Source organism: Limnoglobus sp. (genome assembly GCF_059499385.1).
Window position 1 is genome coordinate 12,536 of sequence record NZ_JCABYM010000104.1, and the last position, 18,093, is coordinate 30,628.

An 18,093-nucleotide genomic window follows, 5' to 3' on the forward strand; every position below is an offset into this window, starting at 1 on the left:
CGAAGGATGGGTGGGCGTTCGGCGGGTTCGTGCCCGGAACGGTGGGGCGTTCCGCGCACGGGCGCGTCCGTTTCCGGACGCGCCGCGTTACGAACCTAGAACACGGAAATGGGCAATTTGGGTCAAATCAAAACAAAATCTTCGACCCCGAAGTGCGTGACCGAGTCGTCGCCGAGCCAGACGCCGTGGAGCGTGACGAGCGGGGTCGCGGCCGGCGGGACCACGACGGTCAGGGTGTCGGTTCCGACAGTGCCGGTGTCCGAAATGTTGACCGCGGACGCCCCGCCCGCCCCGTCGAGCACGACGCGGTAGTCGTCATTCCCCACACCACCGTCGAGGTTCACGCCGCCCGCCCATTCTTCCACGATGAACGAATTATCGCCGCTTCCGCCGGTCAGGTTCACCGTCTCGATGCCGACGAGCGAGAAGACCGCGCCGTCGGACCGCTGGAGCGTGTCGCGGGTGAGCACGAAGTCGGCGTCGTTGCTCGACACGACCGTGTCGTGCCCGGCCCCGCCGTCGAGGACGGCGTGCCCGGTCCACCCGCTCACGTCGAACGTGTTGTCCCCGGCCCCGCCGACGAGCGTGGCCTTCGTCACCCCGTCGAGCGTGATCGTCGTGCCGTCGCCGAGCTGGATCGCGGAGTCGTCCAGCACGAAGTCCGTGTCCGCGACGACGGTGATCTCGTCCAGGCCCGTGTTCCCGCCGACGACGGACACGTCCCCGGTCCCCGCCCCGACGTAGAACGCGTTCTGCGCCGTCGCCACGCCGCGGAGGACGGTCGCGTCGATGCCGGTGAAGTCGATCGTGCCGCCGGTCCCGAGGACGAGGTGGCCCTGCTCCAGGGCGAACGACCCGGCCGACGTGACGACGAGCCGGTCGAACCCGGTCCCGCTGCCGTGGACGGACACGTCGCCGGTGTAGTTCTGGACGTAGAAGGCGTGGTCCTGGCCCGGCAGCCCGATCAGCACGGCCCGCTCCACGCCGACGAGGCCGATGCTCGGCCCGTCCTGCGCCGGCAGGCTGCCGTCCGTGAGCGTGACGTTCTTCGCCACCACGGTCGTCACCACGTCCTGCCCGCCGCCGCCGTAGATCGTGACGCCGCCGGCCCAGTCGATGACCTCGAACCGGTTGTCGCCCGCGCCGCCGTACAACTTCGCGTTCTCGACGCCGTACAGGTTGACCGTCTTCCCGGTCCCGAGGTTGATCGCCCCGCCGGTGAGGGAGAAGTTCGCGTCGCCGACGACGCTGACCGTGTCCGTCCCCTTCCCGCCGTGGACCGCCAGGTCGCCGGCCCACCCGTCGATGACGAAGTTGGTGTCCGCCTGCGTGCCGACGAGGCTGATCCGGTTCACGTCCGCCAGGTGGTAGCGGTCCGTCCCGTCGAGCGCGAGGTTCGAGCCGGTCAGGTTGAAGTCGGCGTCGGCGCTGACGATCACCTGGTTGTCCCCGCCGAACCCGTGGATCACGGTGAAGAAGTCCGGCTGCTCCTCGATGACGAACGTGTTGTCCTCGACCCCGCCGTTGAGCGTCACCTTCGTCAGGTTCGCGACGTTGATGTTCGTGCCGTTCGCCAGCTTGATGGACGACGCGGTGAGCGTGTAGTCGGTGTTCGCGTTCACCATGAGCTTGTCGCCGCCGCCGCCGCCGTCCACGCTGACGCTGCCGGCCCACCCTTCAATCAGGAAGGCGTTGCTCCCGGCCCCGCCGATCATCACGGCCGTCTCGATCGTCTGGAGGGAGAACTGCCCGCCGTCGGCGCGGGTGAGGAAGTCGGCCGTCAGGTAGCCGTCGCCGTCGGCGGCCGTCAGCACCCGGTCGATGCCGGTCGTGCCGACGAGCTTCGCGGTGCCGGTCCACCCGCTGACGGCGAACGTGTTGTCCGACTCGCCGCCGATGAGCACCGCCTTCGTCACGTTCGTCAGGTCGAAGTCGCCGGCGGTGGTCCCGCCGATGGTGCGGACGAGTTCGGCGTCCGACAGCTTGTAGTTCCCGTCCCGGACGGACGCGACGGTGTTGATCCCGGCCCCGCCGTCGAGCACCGTGATCCCGGTCCACTCGCTGACCTCGAACCGGTTGTCGAGGCCGCCGCTGGTCAGCTCCGCCCGCTCGAAGTTCCACAGGTTGAACGACCCGGCCGTCGAGCGGCCCATGAACGAGTCGGACAGCGTGTAGTTCACGTCGTTCACGTCCGCGAGCGTGTCGCTGCCGCCCGCCCCGTCGAGCGACGCCTGGCCGGTCCAGTTGGTGACGGTGAAGGCGTTGTCCGACGTGCCGCCGACCAGCCGCGCCCGCTCGATGGTGCCGTTGACGAACGTGATGTCCCCGTGCCCGCTGCGGCTAAACGTCACGTCGCCGAGGTCGAAGTCCGCGTCGTTGACCGCGACGATCTTGTTGATCCCGGCCCCGGCGTCGATGATCCCGGTCCCCGTCCAGTCGGTCACGGTGATCGTGTTGTCGAGGCCGCCGGTCGTCAGGTCGAAGTGGTCGCCGGTCACGTTGAACAGCCGGAACTCCATGTCGAGCGTCTTGCCCGCGTACCGGCGGAGGTAGCCGTCGCCGATCTCGAAGTTCATGTCGTTGTCGTCGAGGATCGTGTCGATCGTGTTCGCGTTGCCGAAGATGTTCACGATCGTGCTGCTGTACAGCCCGCGGAGGTCGATGACGCCGGCCGTCCCCTCGGCGTTGCCGTAGTTGACGTACAGGTTCACGCCGCCCGGCCCGTTCACCTTCGCGTCGTCCGGCACGTACAGCTTGTCCCCGGCCTTCAGCTCGACCGTGCCGGTCGTCGATTGGATGGTGAAGTTCGCGTCCACGTACAGGTCGTCGCCGGCCGTCGCCAGGTCCACGACGGTCACGCTGATGTCGTTGACGGCGCTCATCTCCCGGAGGGTGAGCTTGCCGGTGTTCTCGAACCAGATGCCGCCGGTCCCGGACTTCCCGGCCACGGCGGTGAAGAACTGCACCTTCCCGGTGATCGGCGTCGTCGCGCTGCCGATGTTGTCCCACGTCGTCAGGTCCAGGACGTTCGCGACGAAGTTCGTGTTCGCCGTGCCGTTCGTCAGCGACCCGCCGTCCACCTCGACCTTGAACGTCCCGGCCGCGGCGCTGAGCGTATCGACGATGACGGCTTCCGTGTCGAAGCCGCTGCTCGTGCCGACCTCGACGAGGACGCTGCCGGCCGTGGACGTGATCGCGCCGAGGTTCACGGTCGTCGTCGTGCCGGCCGGGGTCGTCAGCGTCTCGGCGACGACCTCGCGGATCGACCGCACGTCGGTCCGGGTGACGCGGGTGACGGCCCCCTTCGCGTCCTGGACGTACACGCCGTTCGTGTCGATGATGTGGAGCGTAGCGCCAGGGACGGCCGGCGCGGTCAGGTCCGACCGGAGCGCCTGCGGCTGGTTCGTCGGGGCGGACGTGATGTTGACGAGGCCGGCCGTCGAGCGGAGGTAGTGCAGTTCCTGCGACTGCGCCGCGGGCGTCGTGAGCTTCGTCAGCACGCCGTCCGTCGCGTCCTGCGCCGAGGACGCGAGGGCGATCAGGCCCTTGTACTCTTCCTTGCCGTCCGGGTTCGGGACCTCGACGGCGTAGAAGTACGTCAGCGTCGGCAGGGTTACGTAGTTCGAGTCGTTGGCCGCCGCGGTGCTGGTGTAATCCTCGTTCGGGTTCGCCGGGTCGTCTTGGTCGCCGATGGCGTACTTCACGTCCGGGTTCGTGGACTTCAGGCTCGGCTCGTAGCTCAGCGTGTTCGTCCAGTACTTCACGCCCGTACCCGTTCCGGTCCAGAGCCGGAGGGCGTTCGAGTCGTGCGTCCAGTATTGGATCTTCGTGCCGGTCGTGAACGTGTTCACCGCGGACATCGCGATCACGTCGAGGTACTCCAGCGTCGCGAGGCCGGACGTGGCCTTCGCGTCATAGCCGGGGTTCTTGATGTGCTGGACGGCGTTGGCGAAGAACTTGTTACCGGTCGCCCCCGCGTTCGCCGCCGAGTCGTAGAGCTGGACGGTGGTGTCGTCGTAGGCCCAGGCGTTGTACGTCGTGCCGCTGGTCATCCCGCCGACGGCCGTGCCGCCGTTCTTGTCGTACACGACCGCCTCGCCGGTCTGGATGCCGTGCGGCGTGGCGAACGAGATCGTGTCCTTCGCGGTGCTGACGTTGTTCGTGTCGAACGCGGTGCTGAACTGGATCGTCTTCGCGTCGATGACCTTCACTTCCCGCTCGACCCACGGGACGATCCCGCCGACCGGGAAGAACCCGATCGGCTGGTACGTCACCCGGTCGCCGGTCGTCAGCCCGTGGGCGAACGGCAGCGTAATGGTGTCGTTCGCGGCGCTGAACTGCGCGGCGTTCGCCGGGTCGAACGTCAGCAGGCCGAGGACCGTGCCCTGGTACGCGGTCCCGTTGGAGAGTTGCACCTCGGTCGTGATCCCCCGCGCGACCTTGCTCCCCTCGTTGGCGACGATCTTCATCGTGCCGGTGTTGCTCGTGATGTTCTGCAGCCGGTAGCTGAACGCGGACGCCGTCGGCGACGTGACGTTCACGTTCAGGTGGCCGCCCGTCTCGCCGTGGGCGCTCTGGATGCCGACCGGGAGGGCCGTGTTCGCCTGTTCCGGCGTGCGGATGAAGATCGGCGTCGCGTCCTTGCCGAGCGAGCCGGCCGTCGCGTTCAGGGTGACGGCCCGCGAGTTGATGTACCCGTTCGCGCTCATCGAGTACACGTCGCCGCCGTTCGCGGTGACGTTGACCGTCCCGGCCACCACGTCGATGCGGCCGGACAGTTGCACGTCGTAGCCGGTCGCCGTCCCGACGGCCGTGTTGCGGATGTTGACGACCGTGTTCTCGCCGTTCGTCACGGTGGACTTCGACTCGGTGTACGTCCAGGTCCGGGTGCCGCCCTCGTGGTTGTAGACCGGCGTGTTGATGCCGTTGCTATACGTGTCGATGTTCCGCAGGAAGAGCGTCCGCTTCGACGCGTTCTCGATGGTGATCGTTTCCATCGGGCCGTAGGTGACGGTCGAGGCCCCCATCGTGACCCCGTTCGGGGCGCGGACGTCGAGCCGCTCGGGTTGGGCGGTGAAGATGTCGTCCACGACGATCCGCGTCGGCTCGATCACGACCGTCGGCCAGTTCTGCTTCGTGATGCCGCCGTTCGCGTCGATGTAGAGCTGCACGTTCCGCGGCGAGCCGAGGGTGATGGCCGCGTTCAGGTTCACCAGGTCGCCGCCCTCGTTGCCGTCGCGGTACGTGTTCCGGCCGACGTTCCCGCCGGTGATGGCGTTCCAGATGGAGATAAAGAACCCGACGGCGCTGACGTTCGTGGAATCGGCCGTCACATCGAACCCGCCGGTCGGCCGCAGCGACTGCACGGCGAGCCGCGGGGTGATGATCTCCGTGCCGCTGGCGACGGTGACGGAGTTGTTCATCCGCCGCGTGCCGTGGGAGTTCGCCTCCACGTCCGCGACGAACGACACGCCGCGGGCGTAGGAGTCGGCCCGGACGTAGACGTTGCCGTTCGCGTTCTCGACGGTCGCCGCCCCGGTCGCGACGATGACCGCCCCCGTGTTGACCGTCACCGCGTTCGTGGCGTAGTACCGGGACGTGCTGTCCGTGTTCGTGGACGCCCCGAGGCCGGCGTAGGCTTGCGCGTCCGTGTCCGTGTCGCTCCGGACGTTCTGGTCGGTGCTGATCCGCAGGTTCCGCGTGCCGATCTTGGCGCTCTCGCCGATCGTGACGGCCGCGTTCACGTGGGAGATCGTGGTCAGGTCGCTGTTCACGGCCGTGCCGAGGCCGCCGATGCCGGCGAGGAAGCTGTCGCTCTCGAAGTCGATGCGGTGGAACGTGCCGATGTCCGTCGTCCCGGCGGACGAGATCACGGCGTTCTTCCCGACGGACACGGTGAGCGGGAGGGTGTCCGTGTTGCTGGCGGTGTCCGGGCCGGAGAGTTCGTAGTTGAACCGCGCCCCGGCGGCCGCGCCGAACAGCCCGCCGGCCCCGCCGCGGACGTTCGCCCGGCCGCCGTGGTCGAACCCGGCCTTCACCGTCACGCCGCGGCCGCCGGCCAGTCGCGTGGCGGCGGCGAACGTGGAGTCCGGCAGCGTGACGGTGGAGCTGGCGTGGACCCGCACGTCGCCGAACACGGCCCCGCCGGCGACGAACCCGACGTTCACGGCCGTCAGGTTCACGTCCGTCCGCGTCCGCTGGTCGCTGCCGACCCGCAGGCTGTTCGTCGCGGACAGCGACGCCCCGGTCCCGATGGTAGTGGCCGTCGTCGTCTTCATGTTGACGGCGACGACCGCGGCGCTGCCGGCCGCCAGCCCGCCGGCGACCGCGACGACGCCGACGTCCACCGTCTTCCCGGTCTGGGCGTTCCCGGCCGCGTCGTGGTTGATGAACGAGCGGACGGTCAGGTCTTCCGCAGCCGCGAACGTGGACCCGGCCCCGACGGTCGCCGACACGTTCGGCGTCCAGCCGATGGAGATGATCGACACGCCGACGGCGACGCCGCCGACGTTCACGCCGGTCGTGTCCGCGTCGAACTCGCCGCCGGCCCGGCCGACGACGGAGATCGACTTGCCCGCGGTGACCACGCCGGTCGAGGTCGCCGTCGCGTTGACGGTCGGGCCGGCGACGACGGTGACGCCCGCCCCGTTGCCGGCGACGCCGCCGACGGACGTGCCGACCGCGTCCAGCGTGACCGTGTTGTCCGCGGACGCCAGGACGGTAATGTTCCCCGAAATAGCGGACGTGCCGATGCCGTTGAGCGCGGCCGTGGTGAACGACGTGTCGGTGTACTTCACGTCCATCGCGCCGACGCTGAAGACGGCCCCGGTGACGCCGACGGCGTCGAGGTCGGTCGTGGACGTGTACGTCGCGGTGACGGTCATGTCCCCGGCGGACGTGACCTTCGTGCCGGACCCGACGGTCGCGGTCGCGCCGCCGGACACCTTCACCTCAGCGAGCGTCAGGTTGATCGCCACCGCCCCGGCCGCCACGCCGACGGCGTTCGCGTCGGTGGCGATGGTGGACGAGGACGTGATGGAAACGCCGCCGGTCCCGGCGGTGACCTTGCCGCCCGTGCCGTAGGTCGCGGCCGCCGTGCCCTTCGCGTCGATCTGCGCGTAGGACGCGCCGGCGGAGAACCCGGCCGAGACGCCGCCGCCCGCGTTCGACGTGTCGAGCGTCCGCGTGCCGGTGGCGGACTGGGTGAACTTCGTCGTCGCGGTGACGGTGACGCCGTTGCCGACGCTCGCCGTCTCGTTGTGCTGGTCGGTGAGGATGGCGACTTGCGCCCCGACGCCGACGAACCCGCCGGCCCCGCCGCCGTAGGCCCGCGCGTCCGCGTCGCCGCCGTACCCGGCGGACACCTTCACGTTGGTGCCGATCAGCGTGGCGTTGTCGCCGATCGTCGCGAGCGACTGCCCGCCGACGGTGACGTAGGTGACGCCCGCGCCGATCCCGGCCGCGCCGACGGCGATGCTGCCGGTCGTCGCGTCGATGGCCACGCTGTCGCTCGTCAGCACGGAGACGTTCCCGCCGGCCTGGAGGAGCGTCCCCGTGCCGACGGTGGCGGACGTGCCGGACGGCGTGACGGTCGCGTTCACGGCCCCGGCCGCGAGGCCGCTCGGCGAGGCGTTCACCACGGAGGTCTTCGCGCTGTTCCCGGTGGCGGCGAGCTGCTTGCCGCCCTCGAACGTGCTCGACTGGTTGTACCCGCCCAGGCCGTTCGAGATGACGCTCGTGCTCGTCGCGCTGTCGGCGTAGGTCGCGCCGTTGTTCCCGCCGCTGCCGTTGAGCGAGTTCTTCGAGGCGGTATCGACCGTGGCGTACAACGAGTACACGGCCACGGACGCGGCCAGCGCGCCGAGGCCGCCGCTCGCGCCGATGATGACGGAATCCACGTCCCGGACCGCGGCGGAGCCGATGGAGATGTCCTTCGTCGCCTTCGCCGCCGTGCCCGCGCCGACGCTCGCGTTCGTGTTGCTGCGGATGACGCCGACATCGACGCTCCCGGCGACGCCCGCCGCGCCGAGGCCGGCCGCCCCGCCCACGACATCCAGGTCGAGCTTGTCGATGGCCGCGACGATGAACGACTGATCCGCGTCGGCCGTGCCGGACCCGTTGATGGTGACGTTGCCGCCGACCTGCGCGACGGTGTTCGCCGTCAGCACGTTGACGTTCACCGCCCCGGCGACGCCGGCGTACAGCCCGGCCCCGCCGGCGACGACGACGTTCAGGATGTCCTCGTCCGACACGGCCTGGACGATGACGCCTTCGACCGCGGCCTTCGTGACGCCGTCGCCGGTGTAGGCGTTGACGCTACTGCCGTTCGCCAGGGCCGTCGCCTTCGCGTCGTTGGCGATCCGGGCGAGCGTGTCCTTCTCGATCACCGACACGTTGACCGACGCCCCGACGCCGGCCGCGCCGAGGCCGAGGGCGACGGAACCGACGACGACGGTGGCGTCCGTCTGGTCGTTCGCCGCGACGATCACGTTGCCGCCGGCGAACGCCGTCACGCCGAGGTCGAGGATCGCCTGCGTCTGCGTCTTCAGCACGATGACGCCGACCGACCCGGCGACCGCGGCCGTGCCCGCGCCGGCCACGCCGATGACGAACGCCCGCACTTCTTCCGAGGCGTCCGCGGTGACGTTGATGTCGCGCTCCGCCCCGACGCTCGCGTTCGCGCCGATCACGGCCTTCGTCGTGTGCTTGGAAACCAGCACGTCCGCGAGCGGGGCGATGCCGGCCGTGCCGCCGATGGCGAGCGACCCGCCGATGCCGAGGCGGTCGTAGTCCGCGATGGCGGCAATGTTGACCGACTGTCCCGCGTTCGCGCCGGTGTCGGCCTGGTTGATCTGCGCCCCGGTCCCGACGGTCGCGGTCGTGGTGATGGTCGGGATGCTGACGGACGCGACGATTTGCACGCCGACCGTGCCGCCGCCGCCGCCGCTGATGCCGTAGGTGGCGTAGTCGTCGATCGAGATCGATGACACGACCACGCCGCGGACGCCGGTGGAGCCGAGGGACAGCTTCCGCTGCTTCGTGAGCTGGTCGCCGGTGGCGCTGGAGTTGTTCACGGCCGGGGCCGCGACCTCGCCGTAGGCGGTGATGGATTGCTGCGTGCCGGTCCCGGCGCTCGTCAGGTCGATGACCGTGCCGGCCTTCGCGTTCGCCTCGGAGGTCGCGAGCTTGATCGTGGTCGCGTCCACGACGACGGCGTAGTACGTGCCGCCGTTGCTCAGCCCGCCGATGTCGGTCCCGCCGTTCGCCCAGTACGTGACCGAGTCGCCGGTCTGGAACCCGTGGGCGTACCCGAGGTTGACCGTGTTGTTCGTCGCGCTGACGGCGCTCGTGCCGAAGAACAGCGGGTCGGTGAACGAGACGCTCGGCGGGGCGACGTGGGCCTGGAACGCGCTCGTGTTGCCGAGGGCGTCGATGACGGCGTTGTTGCCGATGCTGGCGTCCGTCGTCTTCGTGACGACGACGACCGGGACCGACCCGCCGACGCCGGCCGTGCCGCCGATGCTGATCTGCCCGGCGACGCCGTCGATTTGCAGCTCGTCCTTCGCCGTGACGACGACGTTGCCGACGGCGTAGACGGTGGCCAGGTTGCCGATGCGGGCCTGCGTCGTGATGGTGTGGACCTGAATGCTGGCGGACCCGGCGATGCCGGCCGTGCCGCCGCCGCCGAGGGACGCGGCCACGGAAATCCAGTCGCCGCCGGCCACCGCCCGGACGTACACGTCGCCCTTCGCGTAGACGTTCGCGCTGCCGTCGATGATCGCCTGCGTGGTGCGGTTGATCGTGCCGACATCGACGCCGACCCCGACGCCGCCGGACGAGCCGAACCCGGCCCCGCCGCCCGCGCCGGCGAAGTCGGCCAGGTGCTCGGCGTACAGGTACACGTCCTGGGCCGCGTTCGCCGCCGTGCGGTCGGCCGGGTTCGCGTTCACGGAAACGCCGGTCCCGAGCCGCGCGACCACGTTCGTCGTTTGCACGGTGACGGCCGCGGACCCGGCGACGCCGGTCCCGCTCGCGCCGCCGGCCGCCCCGGCCGCGACGGCGATGATGTCGTCGTCGAGCGTGGAGGTGACGATCAGCCCGCGCACGTTCTTCGGCGACGCCGCGTCGTCCGCGGCCGCGAACGTCCCCTTGTTGCCGAGGGCCGTCAGCGAGGCGAAGTTGCCGACCTCGGCCCGCACCGTCTCGGTCCGCACCGTCGTGACGTTCGACACGCCGACGGCGGTGCCGCCCGCGCTGAACGCCCCTTGCCCGGCGATGCCGAGTTCGTCGAACTCGCTGTCCGCGGTGACGACGATGTTCCCGTTCGCCCGCAGCACGGCGGACGTGCCGACGGTCGCCGTCGTGGTGAAGTTGAGCGGCAGGATCGCGCCGGCCCCGGCGACGCCGACGCCGCTGATCCCGCCGGAGAGGGCCGCCGCCACCGTGTCCGTGTCGAAGGCGTGGAACGCCCGCACGCGCACGTCGTCGTTCGCGCTCACGGACGCGCTGCTCGCGATGCTCGCGGTGACCACGTGCGTCATCGGCATCACGACGACGCCGAACCCGATACCGGCCGACTTGCCGAGGGCGAACGCCCCGGCCACGGTCAGCACGCTGGAGTCGTGGTCGGCCGTCACGAACACGGACATCGTGTGGTCGGACAGGCCCGCCGGCTGGCTGACGGTCGTGGAACTGCCGATGCTGGCGGTCGTCGTCGTGTTGTCGATGAGCAGCGAGAGCGACCCGGCGAGGGCGAGACTCTTCGTGCCGACCGCCCCGCCCGCGCCGAACAGGTAGAGCGAGTCGGCCGTCGTCGCCCCGACGAACAGCCCGTGGTCCCCGGCGGCCGTCGAACCGGCGACGGAGATCGTCGCGTTGTTGCCGATGGTCGCGGTGACGGTGCGGGAGATGTTCAACCCGGCGACCGCGGCCCCGACCGCCGCGCCGCTGCTGAGCGCCGCCGCCCCGCCGAGGCCGAAGGCGAACAGCTCCTCGTCGGCCAGCACCTTCATGTCGCCGCCGGCCGTGACCTTCGCGCCGTTCCCGACGGCGGCGGCCACGGTCGTGGTGTAGTTCGTCCACGACGCGGACCCGGCGAGGCCGAGCGGCGTCCCCTTCGTGCCGACGCCGGCCGCGATGCTCGCCCCGATGGAGACGAACGCCGCCGAGTTGTCGGCCGTGATCGACACGTCGCCGTCGGCGGAAATCGTGACGTTGTCCGCGACGCGGGCTTCCACCGTCTGGGCCGTGAACCCGAAGTCGAACGCGGCCCCGATCCCGGCCCGCTGCGAGACGCCGATCGAGCCGGCGATCGACACGACGATCATGTCGTTGGCCGCGGCGACGGTCACGTCGCCGGTCGCGGTGATCTTCGTCGTGCCGATGACGGTGGCGGAGACGGTCGTGTCCAGGTCGTTGATGTTCGCGGACCCGGCGATGCCGACGGAGCTGCCGGACTTCTGCGCCGGGCTGGTGACGGCGGCCCCCGCCGTCACGGACACGAGCAGGTTCTCGGCCGCGGCCGTCACGCTCACGTCCGCCGCGGAAATCGTCGCGTTGTTGACCTTCGCGATCACGTCCCGGTCGAGGTCGTTCCACGACACCGCCCCGGCCAGCGCGATCGACGAGTCGGCCTTCGCGTTCAGGTTCAGGCTCGCCGCGCCGGTGGCCACGACGTACAGCTCGTCCGACTTCGCGTCCACGCCGAGGTTGCCGGTCACCGTCACCGTCACGCCGTCGATCCCGGCGTAGGTGACGGACGACACGAGGTTCAACCCGAGCGACGCGGACAGGCCGAACCCGGTCGTCTTCTTCGCGTTGTCCCCCTGGGTCGCGCCGCTCTGCTGCTTCGTGTTCGTCGGCTGGCTCTCGTCCGGGTCGGCGAACAGGTTCGTCAGCGTCGCCCCGTCGTCCAGCACGTCCTCCAGGGACGGCGGCGGCTCCGGCTCCGGCTCGCCCGGCGTCCGCGACAGCGCCCCGGACACGGCCACGACCACGTTCAAGGAATCGCTCGCCGCGGTCACGGCGGCGTCGCCGCCGACGGTGACCGTGCCGGCCGTCGTGTACGTGGCGCTCGTCGTGACGTTGCCGACGAAGGCTTTCGTGTCCACGTCCAGGTCGAAGTACCCGAGGCCCGCGCCGACGGCGATCTTCTGCGACTCGGCGAGCGCCCCCGTGAACGTGATGAACAGGTTGTCCGCGGCCGCGGCCACGGTCAGGTTGCCGCCGGCGTTGACGACGGCCGTGTCCTCGATGTACGCGTGCGTCGTGCCGGTCACGGGGGTGACGGTGAACGTCCCCTGCACGCCGAACCCCTTGCCGCTCGCCCCGGCGAAGTCCCACGCGATGACGATGAGGTCGTTCTCGGCGTTCACCTCCACGTCGGCCTTCGCGTCGATCCGCACGCCGTCGGCGACGTACGCCTTCGCCAGCATGTCGTGGTCGTGGTGGGCGTACACGCCGCCGATGGCCCCCTCCCCGCCTGCGCTCGTGTAGTCGAACGGGCTGCCCTGCCCCTTGAACCCGCCGAACGTCAGCGACTTCGCCTCCGTCGTCGCCTCGACCTTGACCGATTGCGTCGCCTCCGCGTTCGGCGTGTTCGCGTTGATCGTCGCCCCCTCGCCGATCCACGCCGTGGCGTGGCTCTTGGCGAACACCAGGTCGAAGTTGCCGGACGCGGCGTAGCTCTTGCCCTGGGTGTTGCCGTTCCCGTCCTTCACCTCGCCCGGCTGGGCCGACGCGGACACGAACGACGACGCGAACTCTTGCAGGATGCTCGAGTAGTCCTGGTCCTCGTAGAGGGCCTGGCCCTTCTCCAGTATCCCCTGGATCGCGTCCACGAAGTCGCTGCTCTTCTCGAGCGCCTTGTCGAAGCTCGTGGTGCTGCCGTCGCTGACCCACGGCAGCCCGGTGTCCCGCAGGCCGAGGAGGCCGCCGACGAAGTCGCCGACGCTGACCGGGAACCCGCCGATCTGCGAACTCGCGGCCGTGACCTCGATCTCCCGATCGACGTTGACCGTCGCCTTCGCGCCGATCCACGCCTGCGTGTCCACGGAGTAGTCGGCGTAGATGAACGCGCCGCCGACGGCGTACTTCGAGTTCGCCTCCGCCGACCCGACCGCAGACGCCTGCGGGGCGCTCTCGCTCTCCGCCGCGACGACCAGCTTCCCGCCGTTGACGGTGACGACCGCGTTGTCGCCGACGCTGGCCTTCGTCGTGAGGTCGCTGAACGCGATGACGACGCCGCCGGCGATCTGGAGCGTCGTGCCGGACTCGCCTTCCTGCGACTGGTCGTTCTCGGACTTGTCGTCCTGGTTCTTGTCCTTCGCGTCCGAGAGGAACTCGCGGATCGAGTTGAACGCGTCGAGCGTCGAGCCGCCGGACGACTCCGGGTCCTCGTTATTGACGGACGCCTCGACGCGGTTCTCGACGGCCTGGTTCTCGCCGGTCGCGGTCACCTCCACGTCGCCGTCGGACGTGACCGTGCCGCGGAGGGTGGCGGTCGCCTCTTCGCTGTGGTTCGCCACGACGACGCCGATCGACCCGGCCAGCGACTTCGCCTGCGAGGTCTTCGCGGACGCCTCGTTGACGAACTTGTTGGCCATCGTCGCGCCGACCGTCACGCCGCCGGCGGTGATGACCGTGCCGTCGGCCGTCTCGGCGCGGGAGACGGTGTTGCCGCGGGCCACGGTGATCGCGATCGACGGGCCGGGGATTTGCACCGGGTCGCCGGTCAGCGGGCTGACGACCGACCCGCCGAGGACCTCGATCTCGGCCTCGAGTTCGTTCTCGACCTCGGACGTGAGCGTCAGCGACCCGGCCGCGGTGAGCGTCGCCTTGCCGATCATCGAGTGGGCCTGCACGTCCGACTCGGCCCAGCTGACGCCGAACACGACCGACGGCAGGCTGGACGCCGTCTTGCCGACGGCCTTCGACGTGATCTCGACGTTCCCGGTCGCGTCGATGGTCGCGCCGTCGCCGATGGTGGTCTTCGCCGTCACCGTCGTGAGCGACACCTGCACCGGCCGCGGCAGCCCGCCGAGGAAGTCGAGGACCGGGTTCCAGCTCACCGGCGGGGCGGCGCTCTTCTGGATGTCGCTCTGCTTCTGCGGGCTGGAGACGGCGTTGCCGTCGCGGTCCACGGCCACGAACTGCACGTCGCCGGGGGCCAGGTCGGTGTTCACGCCGCCGACCTTCACGCCCGTGCCGGCCGCGACCGACTGCTCGCGGAGGGCGTTCGACGTGACGAGGACGAGCGACTTGCCGTCCGCGGAGACCTCGGCCACGTCGTACGTGCCGTCGTTCTTTCCGTCCGGCGTGCCGGAGACGAAGATCGTCTTGTCCGCCGCGAACCCGTCCGTCGCCCAGCTGCCCGACGACCGGGTAATCATCGGCCCGCTGCTCGCGTCCGCGGCCCCCGGCACGAAGTCGAGGCCGGTGGTGATCGTCTGGCTCGGCAGCGTCGGCGGGCTGACGGCGAACTTCGCCAGGTCCCACAAGGACAACCGCGACGAGTCGGCCTCCGTCGTGAGCGTGATGTTGCGGCCCTTCAGCACGGCGTTCGCGTCGATGCTGACCGTGGCGGTCGTCTGCTTGTCGTTGAAGAACGGGACCATCGATAGGTCGAGCCGCTGGTCCTTCGCCCGCAGCGCGATGTCCCCGGCCTGGAACCCGGTCGAGGCGTGCGTGAGGATGCGTGCGCCGGCCCCGACGGTGATCGACTTGGCGGCGAACGACAGCCCGCCGGAGTTCGCGGTCGAGTCACCGGTCAGCACGTCGCCGGTGAAGGACCGCGTGTGCAGCGTCGCCCCGGCCCCGACGGTGATCGCGTGCGCGCCGGTCACGGCCATCGCGTGCGAGACGAGCGTGGACCGCGCCCCGAACGTGACGCCGCCGCCGAACGCGACCGTCTCGACGGCGCTCGCGGTGAACGTGCCCGGCAGCGTGACGCCGGCGTTGATCGTGACGGTCTGCGTGTCGCCGGTCGTGCCGAGGACGTTGATCGAGTTGACGGACGCGATGGCGTAGCTGGCCGTCGTGCCGCCGGTGACGGTGATGTCCGACCCGGAGACGGCGAGCGTGGCGGCGTCGTCCGTCGCGTTGAGCGTGACCGTCAGCACGCCGCCGCTCAGCGCCGACGTGACGGCCAGGAGGCTGCGGTCCTCCAGTACGTCGAGGTCGAGCCGCGCGAACGGCCGAGGCTTGTACTTCTTGGAAGACGGGGGGGGACGGTGGGACCGGCGGAATGGGCGAAGCATGGACCGCGGCTCGATTGCGTTCGAGGGATGGAGGCAACCCGCGGTACGTGCATCGCTCCTAATTCACGCGCGAACTCAACGAGGGCGACTACGGAACGTGGGCTGTCGTGTCTCTAACACACGGTTGCAAGTGGCGATGGAGGACGGCGGGAAATTATCCCGGCATTTTCCGGCCGCGGACCCCCGACTGAAAAATTGAACCCCGGCCGTATCCCCCGCGGGGTCGAAACTCCGCTGTCGGTCGCAATCTGGGGAGGGTGGGAAACTGGGTTGTAAACCGCGACCGCGGGCCGTCACTTCGTCGTGACGGCCCACTTGTCGCCGGCCTTCGCGACCGTCAGCTTCTGCCCGGTCGTCGGCTTCACGGCCTCGCCCGGTGCGTCCGGCTTCGTGCCGGGCCACCGGAACGTTACCGTCGGCGGGCGGCAGACGGCGTGCGTCCGCGTGACCCGCGGGTCGAGCTTGTACGACTGGTCGCCGACCGTGTACTCGACCGCCTCCTCGGCCGTGTTCTCGACCTCGAACGCGATCGCGTCCGCCTTCGGCCGCCCGAACACCTGCACCGCGTAGTAGTGCCCCGTCTTCTCGCTCCGGGCCACGGCCGCGCCCAGCTCCGTCGCGTCCGGGTCGAGCATGTTCTTCTTGTGCCCCGGCGAGTTCTCCCACCCGGTCATGAATTTGTCCGTCAGCTTCTCGGCCGTGAACCCCTCGGTGCTGAACGCGTAGGCGATGTTCTCCAGCACGAGGCAGTATTCGTACTTCTCCTTCGCCACGCGGTCGGCCGGGCGAGTCCCGTCGGCGGTGTGGCCGTACCGGTCCTCCTTCGCCATGTACGCGGCGAAGGACTGGGCGGCGGCCTGGAGCTTGTCGTTGGCCTTGAGCGCGGCCGCGCCGGCCGGCTTGCGGAGGGCGTTCGTCTTTTCAAGGATGGCGGTGCCGACCTTCGCCAGGTCCGGCGGCGGGTTCTTGTCCGGAACGGCCGGGGGCTGGATGACCTCCACCTCTTCTTTGGGCGCGTCCTGCCCGCGGGCGGGGCCGACGGCCGCGAGCAGTACGACGAGTACGAAGCGGTACATGGGAGGGTCCCCGGTCGAGCGACGTGTCGGCCTGTTGATTGGCAAAAATGGTGCCGGCACGAGCCCGACGCACAGGAGGCGAGTTCGTAGGGCGGGTCAAGGCTTTGCGCCGACCCGCCGGGGAGCGGGGGCGTCGGCGGGTCGGCGGGTCGGCGCAAAGCCTTGACCCGCCCTACGGGGCGCGGCGGCTCAGCCGCCAGATCGCGACGAGCACGGCCGCGTCGAGAATCAAATGGAACGGGAACACCCAGAGCGGGTGCGGCGACTCGATCACCGCCGCGAGCGGGCCGGTCGGCGGGCCGCCGGCTTCCACCAGCAGGCCCCACTGCTTGAGCACCCACCTCATGCTTTCGAGGTTCGCGTAGGCCACGAACGCGAACCCGGCCATGAGGCCGACGCGGACCGGCTTCCGCTCGCGGACGGCCGGGACGAGCGCGGCCGCCGCGAGCGTCGCCACCACGACGGCGACGTAGAAGTTCCACAGCCACAGCAGCTGGTCGGACCGGGCGAACGCGCGGTCGGTCAATTCGAGGACGGACACGGCACGGCCTCCGGGCGGGCGGCGAGCCGCCACGCTTCCACCCGCGGCGGCGACGGGGGAACCGCGAGGCTTCGCACGAGTAGCACCAGGAACAGGATCGCCGCCGTCGGCTGGGCCGTCCGCATCGGCAGCACGTCGCCGCCGGGGAACAGCCCCCGCAGGATGGGCAGGGTAAACAAGAAGACGACCCCGAAAGCCCACGCACGAACGGGCGCGGGCAGGAACAGCGCCGCCACCACCGGCGCGACGAGCGTGTACGTGGCGTTCTCCGTGGCCGGGCCGAACAGCGTCATCCACACGCACCCGACGGCCAGCGCGAACGCCGCCGGGTCCGCCGCCCGCCGCCTCGCGAGCCACACGCAGGCCGCGAGCGCCAGCCCGGCGACCGCGGACGCCAGCTGCGTCGCCGCGGCCGGGACGCGCACGTCGAGCCACGCGCGGGGGATCATCGTCCAGTCCCACGCCGGCCGGTCGAGGATTTCCCGGTACCGCCCTTCCAGTTCCACGAATGCGACGAACGTGCGGTGCATGTCGAGCACGTACCCCGGCGACTGACACAGGAACGGCAGCACAGCGGCGGCCGCGACCGCCGGGACGAGCCGGAGGGCGAGCCGCGGCTTCACGACGCAGAACAGCAGCCCGACGGCGAGCGGGTAGACTTTGAAGAAACTCGCGAACGCGACCCACGCGGCGGCCCGCCAGAGGCGGTCGCGCTCGACGTTCGCGGCCGCGTGCAGCAGGCAGCCGACGAGCAGGACGTTCACCTGGCCGTTGTTGAAGCTGGGGATGACGAGTACCGCCGCGACGACGGCGAACGGGCCGAGCGGCTCCGGCCGATGCCGCACCCACGCGGCGAGGCCGGCGAGGTAGACGGCGACGCCGAGCAGCCGCCACAGGACGCCGGCGGTCTTTTCCGGGAGCAGCGACCACGGGGCGAAGAACGCGGCGACGCCGGGCGGGTTGCGGTACACGTCCAGCGGCCACGCGCCGGCGTAGACGTTTTCCCCGGCCAGCCACCGCTCGCCGGCCTTCAAGTAGATCGGCACGACCGTCGCCGACCGCGGCGACGCGACGGCGACCCGCCCGACGACGGCCGCGACGAGGACGACCCACGCGACCACGGCCCAGCGGGGCAAGCGACGGAAGAAAGATACTAAAGGTGTCCGCGGGTCTTGGCTTTGTTCCCTCCCCCCTTGGGGGGGAGGGTTAGGGAGGGGGG

The 18,093-nt window shown here is 70.3% G+C and carries 4 protein-coding genes; all 4 read right to left on the reverse strand.

The window, feature by feature from the left end:
* Positions 1 to 122: 122 nt before the first annotated feature.
* Positions 123 to 15,257: a beta strand repeat-containing protein gene (locus AC5JJ2_RS18005; RefSeq protein ID WP_495859408.1), complete on the reverse strand. Its 15,135-nt coding sequence runs from the start codon at positions 15,255 to 15,257 to the stop codon at positions 123 to 125.
* 293 nt (positions 15,258 to 15,550) lie between these two features.
* Entirely contained in the window at positions 15,551 to 16,333 is a 783-nt protein-coding gene (locus AC5JJ2_RS18010) for a CAP domain-containing protein (RefSeq protein ID WP_495859409.1), read from the reverse strand.
* A 172-nt stretch (positions 16,334 to 16,505) separates the two neighbouring features.
* Positions 16,506 to 16,874, reverse strand: coding sequence for a hypothetical protein (locus tag AC5JJ2_RS18015; protein ID WP_495859410.1), 369 nt, complete (start codon positions 16,872 to 16,874; stop codon positions 16,506 to 16,508).
* A complete protein-coding gene (locus AC5JJ2_RS18020) occupies positions 16,856 to 18,010 on the reverse strand; it encodes a glycosyltransferase family 87 protein (protein WP_495859411.1) in 1,155 nt (384 codons plus the stop codon). The genes AC5JJ2_RS18015 and AC5JJ2_RS18020 overlap by 19 nt, the downstream gene beginning before the upstream one ends.
* Positions 18,011 to 18,093 lie beyond the last annotated feature (83 nt).